The 13,996-nt window shown below is 35.6% G+C and carries 11 protein-coding genes; 10 read left to right on the top strand and 1 reads right to left on the bottom strand.

Annotation, left to right across the window (positions count from 1 at the left end; genetic code table 11):
- Nucleotides 1–40 precede the first annotated feature (40 nt).
- Nucleotides 41–919, bottom strand: a complete 879-nt coding sequence (locus NST91_RS20390; protein ID WP_341332607.1) for an AraC family transcriptional regulator — start codon at nt 917–919, stop codon at nt 41–43.
- Nucleotides 920–1,417: 498 nt separating this feature from the next.
- Here NST91_RS20390 and NST91_RS20385 point away from each other — a divergent pair, with 498 nt between their 5' ends.
- The 10 genes from NST91_RS20385 (at nt 1,418) to NST91_RS20340 (ending at nt 13,977) form a co-directional block, all read left to right on the top strand.
- Nucleotides 1,418–2,464 carry a LacI family DNA-binding transcriptional regulator gene (locus NST91_RS20385; protein ID WP_341332606.1) on the top strand — a complete coding sequence of 349 codons (1,047 nt, stop codon included), beginning with the start codon at nt 1,418–1,420 and terminating at the stop codon, nt 2,462–2,464.
- Nucleotides 2,465–2,572: 108 nt separating this feature from the next.
- Nucleotides 2,573–3,514: an ABC transporter permease gene (locus tag NST91_RS20380; RefSeq protein WP_341333576.1), complete on the top strand. Its 942-nt coding sequence runs from the start codon at nt 2,573–2,575 to the stop codon at nt 3,512–3,514.
- A gap of 17 nt (nt 3,515–3,531) precedes the next feature.
- On the top strand, nt 3,532–4,410 hold the full coding sequence (locus tag NST91_RS20375) for an ABC transporter permease subunit (protein WP_207900046.1): 879 nt from the start codon (nt 3,532–3,534) through the stop codon (nt 4,408–4,410).
- Nucleotides 4,411–4,476: 66 nt separating this feature from the next.
- Nucleotides 4,477–6,060 carry a type 2 periplasmic-binding domain-containing protein gene (locus tag NST91_RS20370; protein WP_341332605.1) on the top strand — a complete coding sequence of 528 codons (1,584 nt, stop codon included), beginning with the start codon at nt 4,477–4,479 and terminating at the stop codon, nt 6,058–6,060.
- Nucleotides 6,061–6,244: 184 nt separating this feature from the next.
- The gene (locus NST91_RS20365; RefSeq protein ID WP_121449540.1) at nt 6,245–7,393 is read left to right on the top strand and encodes a Gfo/Idh/MocA family oxidoreductase; all 1,149 of its coding nucleotides are present in this window, start codon (nt 6,245–6,247) and stop codon (nt 7,391–7,393) included.
- A 74-nt stretch (nt 7,394–7,467) separates the two neighbouring features.
- Entirely contained in the window at nt 7,468–8,148 is a 681-nt protein-coding gene (locus NST91_RS20360) for a YesL family protein (protein WP_341332604.1), read from the top strand.
- 45 nt (nt 8,149–8,193) lie between these two features.
- A complete protein-coding gene (locus NST91_RS20355) occupies nt 8,194–9,942 on the top strand; it encodes a glycoside hydrolase family 35 protein (protein WP_341332603.1) in 1,749 nt (582 codons plus the stop codon).
- Between the two features lie 55 nt (nt 9,943–9,997).
- On the top strand, nt 9,998–11,512 hold the full coding sequence (locus NST91_RS20350) for a sulfatase family protein (protein WP_341333575.1): 1,515 nt from the start codon (nt 9,998–10,000) through the stop codon (nt 11,510–11,512).
- A gap of 122 nt (nt 11,513–11,634) precedes the next feature.
- Nucleotides 11,635–12,366 carry a UTRA domain-containing protein gene (locus NST91_RS20345; RefSeq protein ID WP_121449536.1) on the top strand — a complete coding sequence of 244 codons (732 nt, stop codon included), beginning with the start codon at nt 11,635–11,637 and terminating at the stop codon, nt 12,364–12,366.
- Between the two features lie 135 nt (nt 12,367–12,501).
- Nucleotides 12,502–13,977, top strand: coding sequence for an arylsulfatase (locus NST91_RS20340; RefSeq protein ID WP_341332602.1), 1,476 nt, complete (start codon nt 12,502–12,504; stop codon nt 13,975–13,977).
- Nucleotides 13,978–13,996 lie beyond the last annotated feature (19 nt).

Below are 13,996 nucleotides of genomic sequence, written 5' to 3'. Positions count from 1 at the left end.
GTAATCACCTCCTTAAATCGCCCAAATCCTCAAATCTGAGTTAGAGGATTTGGGCATTTGTTCGATATTGTTTTGGAGTCATGCTGACCTGTTGTTTGAAGCTTCTGATAAAACTGGAAGGGGAGGAAAAACCTACTTTTTCAGATACCTGATTAATAGGAGAACTTGTTGAAATAAGTAGTTTTTTCGCTTCGTAAATTCTTCTTTGAAGTATATAATCGTGGATGGTAAGACCAAATTCTTTTTTAAAAAAATGACAAAGGTAATATTTATTTAGATGTAGAGTTAGAGCTAGTGAATCAAGACGCCAATCCGTATTCCAGATTTCATTGATTTCCTTTAAGATACGTTCTAGCATTTCTACTTTTTGAGAGTCACGCTTTACAATTAAATGGGAATTCTGCGCAAAGGATGATTGAATTTCTCTGCATAGAAATAATAGGAGTTCGAGGAGGTATAATTCTAGTGCTGCTTCCTTTTCCCAGAGATCTTCATTCTCTTGCTCAAACAATAAATGATCGATGATATGCTGAAGTTGTTCTTCCTTCCAGGGCTGTACATTCAAAACATATTGAGGGGAAGGAAGGTTGTCCAAAAAGCCTTTAAACTTCTCAAAAATAGGATGTTTAAACGTAAGAAAGCTTTCAGAGAATAGAGTAACAACTCGTTCATATGGCACACCATCATGTAATTTAACTTTGTGAAAATCAGTGCTTTTAAAAAATAATATTTGTCCTTTCGTTAAACGAAAGACTTTTTCTTCAAAAATGTATGTGGCTTCTCCTTTTTGGAGCCACACAATTTCAAAACCTGAGTGTGAGTGGAAGTTAGAAGCTGTTTTCCGATCCGATTTATGTTGAATGGTAAACTTCGGCCTCATAAATTTTTTACTAAACAATTTATCATGATAAACTCTCATTTTTCTACACCTGCCTTTTATACTGAAATGCTGATAAATCCAATAATAAAGCGGTTTCAAAGTTGAGTGTACCATAGCAGGGATGCTCAAAGATGCGTAAAAATTGCTTTAAAAGTATGCAAATATTGCTATTTGGGTATGTTCTAATCAAATGATTATATGTGTTACGGGGAAGCAGACTGAAAAAAGCTCAATATGGAACTTTACATGACTTGTACTTTGAAAAGGTATACGGGTTTGAGTCTTTCAAGAAAAATAATAGTTTGTTAAATGTAAAAATTCAAAATATTAGTTGACAGTCCCAAAAACAAAAACATATAATCGAATTAATAAAGCTTTTTGACTTCCATTCTTAAAAAAGTCCTGCTTCTTTTTTTTGAAAGTAGTTGTACCAACAACCTAATAACACATCAATGTGTTAACCCTCATTTTAATAAACATACACATTTTAATTTGTTCCAAAAAGAAAACGCATACTACAGGAGGCTAGGGTGTATTGTGGTTAGATTAAAAGACATCGCTGAACACGTTGGTGTATCCATATCAACAGTATCTAGAGTAATTCAAAATGATAAATCGCGAAATGTAAAACCAGAGACCATTCAAAAAGTGTGGAATGCGGTTAAGGAACTTGGGTATGTACCAAATGAAAATGCCCGTAAATTGGTAACGAATCAAAGTACAGAAAAATTAAGGACTATGAAGATAGGATGGGTTGCTAACCCCAAAATTGCAGAACTAAATCCATATTTTTCGAGATTGTATGAGGGGGTTAACGACACTCTAATAAAATCCGATTATTCCTTGACTAGTATCAATAAGGAAGAGTTACAAAATGAATCATTGCTTTTTAAAACCATACATGAATCAGGTATCGAAGGATTAATTCTAATTGATCATTTAGAACAAAGTGTTTTAGATTATATCATGCAGTTTATACCTATTGTTGGCCTAGATTTTTTTTATACAGATAAGGAATTAACTGTGATAGATTATGACCGAGAATCAGCAGTTAAAAAAGCGATTAAGGAACTAGTAAAACAGGGCCATCAGAAGATTGGTTTTTTAGGTGGGGGAGTTGGGGAAAATTTCAAGAATTTAAATGAAGAAAAAAGGTACAAGGGATACAGAAACGCTTTGGAAGAGTTTGGTCTTAACATAAATCCCGAATGGGTAATCAATACAGAATGGAACATGAAAAAAAGTTATTTTGAAATGAGTCAATTGATTCAAACAAAATCTAGGAACCTTCCAACGGCTATCTTCTGTGCCAGCGATCTGATGGCAATTGCAGCAATGAGGGCTGTGACTGAGAATGAATTAAAAATACCGGATGATATTGCTTTTATATCTATAGATAATATCGACATGTCCCAATATTCATCCCCGCCTTTATCTACAATTGATGTCCCGAAATATGAATTAGGAGCTATTGCAGCAAAAACAATTGTAGATATAGTTGAAGGGAAAATAACATTACCTATGAAAATACTCTTACCAAATAAATTGATAGTAAGGGAATCCTCAAATTTTAGAAGGCTATAAATGCTCTTTTTTTTAACAAGTGAGGAAAACGTTTGGATAGTTTTCCGAAAAACGAATTAAGGGAGTGATACAAAAGTGGAAAATTTGCAAAAAACAGAATCTGGAAAAATTCAAAAAGTCCAGACCAACATACTGATTGAATCCAAGAAAAGCGTATGGTCCAGACTTTGGAAAGAAAGGTACCTTTATATATTATTGCTTCCGGGTCTGCTTTATTTTCTAATATACCGATATGTACCAATGGCAGGAAATATTATAGCCTTTCAGGATTACAGTGCCTTTCAAGGATTTCTTAATAGTGAGTGGGTCGGATTAAAGCACTTTAAAACAATTTTTGAAGACCAAGAAGTTATTAGGGTTCTCTGGAATACTTTATACCTTTCTTTCCTTCAAATTGTATTTGCCTTCCCAGTATCTATTATTCTAGCACTCATGCTAAATGAGGTTCGGAATACATTTTTCAAAAGGACAATTCAATCCATTGTATATTTACCACATTTCCTATCCTGGGTTGTAGTTATCGGACTTGTTACGATTCTATTAAAGTCTGATGGGATAGTAAACAGAGTATTAGGAACGGTTTTTGGTATGGAGCCGATAGCATTTTTACAAGATCCTAACTGGTTTATGCCGTTAGTAGTACTAGAGGTTATTTGGAAGGAATCAGGTTGGAGTACGATTATTTTCCTTGCTGCACTATCAGGGATAAATCCTAGTTTGTATGAGGCTGCGGCCGTTGACGGAGCGAACCGATGGAGACAAATTTGGCATATAACATTACCAGCACTTCGTAGTACTATCATTATTTTATTGATATTGAGACTTGGAAGTGTATTGGACGTTGGCTTTGAACAAATTTATTTAATGTTAACTCCATTCACAATGGAAGTTGGAAATGTACTTGATACTTTTGTTTATTTCAAAGGAATTCAAAACTCAGATTTCAGTTTTGCTACTGCTGTTGGGTTATTTAAATCAATAGTTGGATTGATTTTAATTGTCGGTGCTAACCGATTAGCAAAACGGTTTGGCGATGAGGGAGTTTACTAGGATGGGAGGAAATTTAGTTGCAACAAAATAATACGAAGTCAGAAAAAGCTGTAAATCTTGTAAACTATGTATTACTTATCATCATAGCATTAACAATGATCTTTCCGTTTTATTACATGTTCGTGGTCTCATTCGCAACATATGAAGAATTTGTACAATCTGACTTACTCCTTTTTCCGAAAACCTGGGTGTTAGATGCGTATGAGTATATCTTAGGCTCTAAAGAATTTGTTCGCTCGCTTGGGGTAACGATTTATGTAACCATAGTAGGTACATTTGTCAGTTTACTCTTAACGTCTATGATGGCTTATGCATTGTCTAGAAATATTCTTGGCCAAAGAGTGTATTTGTTTCTCGTATTATTTACTTTTGTGTTCGGAGCTGGAATGATACCTACATATATGGTTGTACAAGCAACTGGTCTCATGGATTCATTGTGGTCATTGATTATTCCAACAGCCATCAGTTCATTTAACTTGATTGTTATGAGGCAATTCTTTATGAATCTACCACATGATTTAACGGAAGCAGCGATCATCGATGGAGCAAATGATTTACAAATTTTTGGAAAGATCATTCTGCCTTTATCAAAGCCAGCCCTAGCAGCTTTCGGACTGTTTTATGCAGTTGGAATCTGGAATTCGTATTTTACAGCTCTTCTTTATTTAAATGATCCTGCAAAGTGGACTGTACAGGTTATCCTTCGACAATTAGTTATTTTAAATCAAGGTAATATGTTGGATGTTGGGATGCAAGCAACAATGGATAATCCTCCACCTGCTGAAACAATAGGGATGGCGGCAATTCTAATTGCCACAATTCCAATTTTGCTAGTATACCCGTTTCTTCAAAAGCACTTTGCGAAGGGAGTGATGCTAGGGTCAGTCAAAGAATAGGATTCTGATTCTCGCCACTTTAAGATTTTATGAATCAAACGCAAAGATGAAGGGGGAAGTTTTGAAATGAAACGGATAATTGCTTTATGTTGTTCTACTATTTTACTCCTTGGTGTACTAGCAGCTTGTTCATCAAATGAAAGCTCTTCAAATGAAAAAAAAGATGGAAAACTGACAATCTCTTGGTTTGATGGTACATGGGAAAATCCAGTTCCTGAGCCAGGTTTTGAAAATATTAAAATGGTTAATGAAAAATTTGACATCGATTTCAAACCGCAATATATTCCTTTTGATTTATACACAGATAAGCTTGCGGTAAAAATGTCTTCAGGTGATTTACCAGATGTAATAGGAGATGAGACTGCTGGTGTTAACTTTGTAAAGTGGTCTAAACAAGGTGCTTTCTTACCATTAAATGATTACATAGACAAATATGAAAGTCTTAAAGCGATTCCTCAATCGGTATGGGATACTGTAACAGTTGAAGGGGATATTTATGCGATTCCACTGTTTTTCCCTGCAAGTGGTGGAAAAAAACCAATTATTCGTCAAGACTGGCTTGATAAACTTGGTTTGGAAATGCCAACAAATTTTGAGGAACTGAAGGAAGTAGCAATTGCTTTTGCAACACAGGATCCTGATGGTAATGGAAAAGATGATACGATTGGACTTGGATTAGCAAAAGGACTAGTATATGACCCGTCATTTGGGGCCTACTGGAGCAATAATACCTGGTACCATAAAAATGATGAAGGGAAATTAATTCCTGGCCAAATCTCAGAAGGTAGTAAAGAGAAAATTAGTGCTTTAAAAGAATTAAGCGATGCAGGAGCTCTTGATAAAGACTGGGCGGTAAAACCTTATAATGAAGTCTTCAAAGATTTTACTGCAGGAAAAGTTGGAATCTGGTATGAACAACCAGGAAAAGACAAGGGTGCACAACCTGCTAACTTTGATTATGCAACATTAAAAAAATCTAATCCTGATGCAAAAATAGCAGCTATGCCTGCGTTTGTTGCACCAGATGGTACACAAGGATATGTAGCGGGTAGTGGATACTATAGAGTTTGGATGTTAAATGCTAAATTAAAAGACAACCCAGAAAAAGTAGAGAAAATTTTAGAAATGATTGATTATATCACCCAATATGTACCAGCAGACGAGCAAAATCCAGATAATGAATATTTTGATTGGACAATGGGTGGAGAAGGAAAAGGTTATACGATGGTAGATGGTGCACCTGAACTAACAGAGGATTATAGCCAATATGCACCTCAAGCACTTTTTAACCAAAAACAAGGTGGCTGGATTGAAGGAGAAAAATCGATGTTAGATTACGCAATCCAATCTAAGGCTCCTGAAGCAAAAGAATTTAATACCCTTATGGTTGAAATGTTATTAGAATCAAACTTTTATTTAAGCCCAGTAGGACGTATTCACTCTGAGGTTTATAATGATAAAATTGCAGAATTAAATGAATTTGCGACAAATGAACTTACAAAAATGGTTGCAGGTCAAAGACCAATTTCCGAATGGGATAAGTTTGTTGAAGAGTATATGGCTAAAGGTGGAGCAGATGTCGTTAATGATGTTAATCAGCAACTGACAGAAGCAAATATTGAAGGTGAATGGGTAAGCCCAAGTAAATAATATGTACATTCCCCCGATGACTTTAAATTGGGGGAATGTCATTATATAAATCTATTCATAAGAAAACTTATTTTAATTATTGGGAAAACGTTTGGATAATTTGAGGAAAAAGATTTTTATTTCAGGTTATATGTCACAAAGAATTATACGATTTCCAATACTCATAGTTAGGGAGAGAATGCAAATGGAACAAGTCAGAATTGGTATTATAGGTGCAGGACTTAGAAGTGGAATTGCAAAGTATTTTCACAATCCAAATGGAAAATCTGTAGTAGTTGGCGCAGCGGATATTTCATTTGAAAAGTTAAAAGCTTTTCAAGAAAAAATAAATGAAAGTGCATATATTACAACAGATTATAAAGAACTAATCAAACGTGACGATATTGATGCTATCGTCGTTTTATCTCCAGATTACTTACATGAAGAACATGCTATCGCAGCTCTTGAAGCGGGAAAACATGTTTATTGCGAAAAGCCACTAGCAATAACAGTAGAGGGTTGTGATCGAATAATTGAAACTGCAAAAAAATGTGGGAAACATTTAATGGTTGGCTTCAATATGCGATATATGAGTATGTATCAGACAATGAAAGGTATCGTTGATTCTGGTGTAATTGGTGAATTAAAGGCAGTCTGGGTCAGACACTTTGTTGGCTTGGGTGGATACTATTACTATCATGATTGGCATGGAACATCTCAAAATACGACATCACTATTACTACAAAAGGGTTCACATGATTTAGATGTTATTCATTGGATTACTGGTAAGTATACGAAAAAAGTCTCTGCAATGGGAGGGCTTGATTATTATGGGGGAGATAAGCCTAATCATTTAACGTGTCCAACATGTACTGAAAAAGATACTTGCCCCGAGGCTAGCTTACATACGTTAACACAGTGTGCATTCAGAAAAGAAATTGATGTGGAAGATAATAATATGTTAATTATGGAACTAGAGGGCGGAATTAAAGCATCGTATTTACAGTGTCATTTTACTCCAGATTATTCAAGGAATTATACCTTTATTGGTACAAAAGGTAGAGTCGAGAATGATGATGTCGGAGGAAAGGTTTACGTTAAAACTCGTAAATCCGGTTCTTGGCATGAATACAGTAATGTTACGTATGATATGAAAAAAGAGCAAGGAAGTCACGGAGGGGCTGACCCGAAAATTTGCAAGGATTTTATTGAACTAGTGTTAAATAATAAGCAACCATTAACGACGCCTTTCGCTGGTAGAATGAGTGTCGCTGTAGGATGTGCCGCAACAGAATCAATTCGTTCGGGTGGTAAAGTTGTTGAGATAAGTAAAGAATCAACGATTACTATTTAATAGTTCGTTAGGTTGAAAGATGGAGACATCTAATCTGCCTATTCTTTAGCTGGAAAGGAAAGATGGCCGTGGAGATGGATGGAATAGTAGGGAGATTTTATAAAACTTCTGAATTTATCATGAAGCTTTTACAACTTCAGTTATTATGGATTTTCTTTTCGTTTGTAGGTTTACTGGTTGTTGGCATTATGCCAGCAACTATGGCCTTATTTGCAACTACTCGTAAATGGGTTATGAAGAGGGAAGAAAATTTTTCTTTATTTAAGGAGTTTTGGAAGACGTTTCGGAATGAATTCTGGAAATCCAATCTGATAGGATTTTTGCTTTCTATAATGGGTTATGTATTGTACGTAAACTTATCCATTATGAAATATGCCGAAGGGATTTTAGCAATTTGCCTATTAATTGGGGTGATTTTGTGTAGTCTACTCTTTATTACTATTTTGATATATATTGTTCCAGTTTTTGTTCATTACAATCTTAAACTCTCTCGATATTTTACATACTCTCTAATGATAGGTATTTCTTATCCAGTTCATACAATTTTAGTAGCATTAATCGTTTACATAGTATCCAGATTATTTTTTTGGATTCCAGGATTACTGCCGTTCTTTAGCATGAGCCTCCCGGCTTATCTAATAATGGTGTTATCATTAAAACTATTTGAACGCATTGAGCGTAGAAGAGAAAGCGAAGAATCTATTAGTGAAAACTTATCAAACATGGGACAGAAGTATGGAAGTGTTGATGCTTAATTAAGTTGAATCGCCAGAGTTGGATAAATAGAGTGGAGGGTTATAATGTCTGTTTTAACTACTGAGAATGAACAATTTATGATTAATGGGGAACCAATTCAGATTATTTCAGGAGCTATTCATTATTTTCGTGTCGTGCCTGAGTATTGGAAGGATCGATTGCTTAAGTTGAAAGCCTGTGGATTTAATACTGTAGAAACCTATGTGCCTTGGAACTTTCATGAACCAAAGCCTGGCGAATTTCAATTTGAAGGTCAGGCTGATATTGTAAAATTTATAGAGACTGCAGCTGAAATTGGATTATACGTTATAATTCGCCCAAGTCCTTATATTTGTGCAGAATGGGAGTTTGGAGGATTGCCTTCTTGGCTGTTGAAGGATCAGGGAATGAGGCTTCGCTGTTATCATGCCCCCTTTTTAAAAAGAGTGGATGAATATTATGATGTTTTATTACCAAAATTCAAGCCTCTACTCTGCACAAATGGAGGACCTATAATTGCAATGCAAATTGAAAACGAGTATGGCAGCTACGGAAACGATACCAAATATTTAGAGTATCTGCGTGATGGAATGGCATCTAGGGGGATGGATGTACTCTTGTTTACTTCAGATGGACCGACTGATTTCATGTTTCAAGGTGGTATGATTCCTGGGGTATTAGAAACGGCAAATTTTGGCTCAAGACCTGAAGAGTCATTTGCGAAATTAGAGGAATATCAACCTAATGCCCCCAAAATGTGCATGGAGTTTTGGAACGGGTGGTTTGACCATTGGGGAGAGGAACATCATACAAGGAATGCAGATGATGTTGCAGATGTATTAGATAGAATGCTAGGAATGAATGCATCCGTAAACTTTTACATGTTCCACGGTGGAACAAACTTTGGCTTTTTTAATGGGGCAAACCATGGGAAAGGGTACGAACCAACAATTACGAGTTATGACTATGATGTACTAATCGATGAATCAGGAACTCCAACTGATAAATTCTTTAAGGTTCGAGAGGTTATCTCTAAATATGTTAACTTAGAACCACTTAACTTACCAGAACCTATAAAAAAGAAAGCATATGGAGAAGTTCACTTAACTCAGCAAAAACGGTTATTTGATGGGCTACCGCAATTGTCCAGCCCAATATCGAAAACGTGTCCTGAAACTATGGAAGAAATTGGACAAGATTATGGGTTTATTTTATATACTACTCATGTTTCTGGTCCTAGACCTGAGACAAAATTAAACTTACAAGACGTACATGATAGAGCATTAATCTATTTAGATGGTGAATTTAAGGGCGTAATTGAGCGCTGGAATGAAGATACCGAAATACTCTTAAGTATACCTGATGGAGGCGCTACTTTAAGTATATTAGTAGAGAATATGGGGAGGATCAACTATGGCCCCAAATTAAAAGATTACAAGGGGATAACTGAGGGAGTCAGATTGGGTGCTCAATTTTTATATCATTGGACAATTCATTCACTTCCATTAAATGATTTAACAGGCCTTACATTTGATACGGATTATGAAGTTTATTCTGAAGTTCCTGCATTTTATAAAGGAACACTTCATATTAATGAAGTTTCAGATACCTTTATAAATACTGAAGGATGGACAAAGGGTGTTGCTTATATTAACGGTTTCAACCTTGGAAGGTATTGGGAGATTGGTCCGCAAAAAACACTCTATGTTCCGGCACCGCTGTTAAAAGAAGGGGAAAATGAGATTATTTTGTTCGAGTTACATGGAACTAAAAATCGTGTGGTTACTTTCTCTGACCAACCAAAACTTAGTTAATTGTTTCTAAGCTTTTAACTGAATAGTAATCATTTAAGTTACAAAAGGAGTTGATATTGTGTCAAAGCCTAATATATTGCTAATTACAAGTGACCAACAGCATTATAATACAATCGGTGCTTTTAATACTGAAATTACAACTCCGAACCTGGATAGGTTGGTCAAAGAAGGAACAGTATTTAATCGCGCCTATTGCCCGAACCCTACTTGTACCCCTAGCCGTTCATCGATGATTACTGGATTATATCCGAGTCAGCATGGTGCTTGGGCTTTAGGTACAAAATTATCTGAAGAGGTTCCGACGGTAGGAGATTATTTTCAGGAGAGTAATTATCGAACTGCCTTAATAGGAAAAGCTCATTTTCAACCACTTAAATCAACTGAAGAATATTCTTCTTTTGAGTCTTATCCCGTATTGCAGGACTTAGATTTTTGGAAAGAATTTAACGGTCCCTTTTATGGCTTTGAACATATTGAGCTAGCTCGAAATCATACCAATGAAGCACATGTCGGACAGCATTATGCTCTATGGTTAGAAGAAAAGGGCTGTAAAAACTGGAGAGACTTTTATTTACCACCAACAGGAAATATGGACCCTAACATTTCATACAAATGGGATATACCAGAGGAATATCACTATAATTCATGGATTGCCGAAAGGACTAACCATTTACTAAGTCAATATCATGAGCAAGACGAAAATTTCTTTTTATGGGCAAGCTTTTTTGATCCTCACCCACCATATCTTGTTCCTGAACCATGGGATAACATGTATAATTCGGAAAAGTTGACATTACCTGAAGTAGTGCCGGGTGAACATAAGAATAATCCACCTCATTTTCAAATGACACAAGAGGAAAATCCGGACTTTTCGAGGTATGTTGAAACAGGTATTGGGAATATTGGATTTCAATCACACACTTCCGTTACGAAGGCAGATGCCAAAAGAAATATGGCGGTATACTATGGAATGATTAGCATGATGGATAAATATATCGGTAAGATACTTGATAAGTTAGATGAATTAGGAATAGCTGATAACACTATTGTTGTATTTACATCAGATCATGGTCATTTTTTTGGTCATCATGGTCTCCATGATAAGGGTGCTTTTCATTATGAAGATCTAATAAAGATTCCTTTTATAGTGCGGTACCCTGGAAAGGTACCAAAAGGGGTGGTAAATAATGCAATGGTATCATTAGTTGATTTAGCCCCTACTTTTTTAGGTTTAACCGATATACCTATACCGCATCAAATGACAGGAATAAATCAGAGCGATGTCTGGTTTGGTATGAAGGAAAAATGTAGAGACCACATCATATGTGAGTATAGAACACAACCAACTATGGTACATCTAAAAACATATGTCGATGAACGTTACAAATTAACGGTTTATTATAATAACTATTATGGGGAGCTATATGATTTACTAGAAGACCCAAATGAATTATGTAATTTATGGGAACATGTAGAATATCGAGAACTCAGGGAAAAGCTCCTATTCAAGTATATTTGGGCAGAGTTAGGCAAGGAATCTATGTCAATGCCAAGAATTACTGGAGCTTAAAAAAATAAGTATCTCGTAGGATAAATGACTTCATGTATTGAATAATAGATGAAATATTTTCTAGTATATCCTAATATAAGGTATAGTTGTATATATAATTATTAGGAGGCAGATTAAATAGAATGGACCGTTTGCAGCATGAAAGTTTTATTCCCCTTTACCATCAATTAAAAGAAAAAATAAAAGAATCAATTGATAGTGGGATGTGGAAGGTAGGAGATAAAATTCCTTCTGAAAATCAATTGATGGAACAATTTGATATTAGCCGAAATACTGCAAGGAAAGCAATTGAAGAGTTAGTACAGGAGGGAATTTTGTATCGAACTCAAGGGAAAGGGACATTTATTGCAAGACCAAAGCTAGAGCAATCTTTAACTGGATTTTATAGCTTCAGTAAAGTGTTAAGGGAAAAAGGAATGAATCCGAAGGATATTATCCTTGGAATTGATGTTGTAGAGCCTAAGCTAAAGGTGAGAGAAGCTCTACAAATAGCAAAAACGGAAAAAGTAGTTGAAATAAAGCGTCTTCGATGTGCAAATGATAAACCGTTTATATTAGAATCATCATATATTCCTAAGAGTCTAGTTACTGATATGGAATGCCTAAAGGATATTGGTAAAGTTTCGCTTTATGATTTGCTTGAAGAGAAATTTAATATTCGAGTGACAAAAGCAAAGGAGGCATTTGAGCCTGTCTTAATTCGTGATTATGAAAGTGCTTATTTTAAAATTAAGGAAGGTCTACCGGCATTACTATTAGAACGTGTGGCCTATGATTTGTCTGGTAAACCAGTTGAATTTTGTAAATCCATCATTCCTGGAGATAGATGCCGTTTTTATACTGAGTTAACTTAGAGTATGCAGGAAGAACTCATAGAAAAAATTCGAACTATGAGTTTTTTTAAAACTACTCATACCAACAACCCACCCTTTTGAATTAGGGGTAATTATAGAAGCGGTAATAACGAAAGCTATTTTGGAGGATAAAAGATGAAACCTAATATCCTATTGATTATGGTTGACCAAATGCGAGGCGATTGCTTAAGTATTTTGAATCATCCAGTTGTTGATACCCCGAATATTGATCAACTAGCAAGAAACGGAGTAATTTTTAAAAATGCCTACTCAGCTACACCGACTTGTGTTCCTGCTAGAGCCTCGTTGCTAACAGGAATGTCTCAAACCTCAACCGGTAGGGTTGGTTATCAAGAACGGGTTCCTTGGCAATATGAACATACACTTCCTGGAGAATTAGCGAAAAATGGATATCATACACAATGTGTTGGAAAGATGCATGTTTATCCTGCGAGAAATCTTTGTGGGTTTCACAATGTTGTGTTGCATGACGGCTATTTACATTATAATCGATTTAAATATCAGAATTTTGAGTCGGAGTCATTTAATCTAACTGGAGATGACTATTTACCCTGGTTAAGAGAACGGGCAGGCTCTCAGGTAGATTTAATTGATTTAGGATTGGATTGTAATGCCTCAACAGTTGCAAGGCCATGGCATCTTGCTGAAGAATTACATCCAACTAATTGGGTGGTTTCTCAGTCAATTGATTTCTTGAGGAGAAGAGACACAACAAAACCATTTTTTTTGAATATGTCATTTGTTAGGCCACACCCTCCTTTTGATCCACCGCAAGTGTTTTATGATATGTACAAAGAACTGGATCTTCCTGATCCTGTTGTTGGTGAATGGGCTGATACAGAAGATATTCAAAGAGAGGGATATAACCCAATCACATTAAAAGGTAATGTTCCCAAGAATAGATATAAGAGGGCACAAGCGGGTTATTATGCTCTTATTACACATATTGATTATCAAATTGGGAGATTTCTAAATGCAATGGCTGAGTATGGTGTTTTACAAGATACAGTTATCGTATTCGCTTCTGATCATGGGGAGTTATTAGGAGACCATAATTATTATCGTAAAGCACTCCCTTATGAGGGGAGCGCCAAAGTTCCATTTATTCTTTCAGACCCGGGGAATAAATTAAAATTAAAGCAAAATAGTACCAAAAATCAGGTTGTCGAAATAAGGGATATTATGCCAACTCTTCTTGATGTAGCTGGTGTTGAGATACCTGAAAGTGTAGACGGAAAAAGTGTGTTACAGGCGTGTGAGGAACCTTCCACTAATTGGAGAACGCATATTCATGGTGAGCATGCTTATGGTTCTTTATCACATCATTACCTAACGAATGGTAAGGAAAAATACATTTGGTATAGTCAAACTGGAGAAGAGCAGTTATTTGATTTAATAGAAGATCCGAATGAATGTAAAAATTTAGCCATAAACAATGAATACACTGATAAGCTTAAGTATTGGCGTAACAAACTAATTGAAGAATTAGGTGGGCGTGAAGAGGGTTATACCGATGGCATTAATCTAATTGTTGGAAAGAAACCAAAAAGTTGTTTAGATCATCTCATTAAATCTCTCACATCATCATAATTAGCTAACTTTACTATAA

The organism is Ferdinandcohnia sp. FSL W7-1320, from assembly GCF_038050315.1.
Lineage (GTDB): Bacteria > Bacillota > Bacilli > Bacillales > Bacillaceae_L > Ferdinandcohnia > Ferdinandcohnia aciditolerans.
Note: the sequence above shows the minus strand (reverse complement) of the source record. Positions and strands in the feature narration are given on the sequence as shown.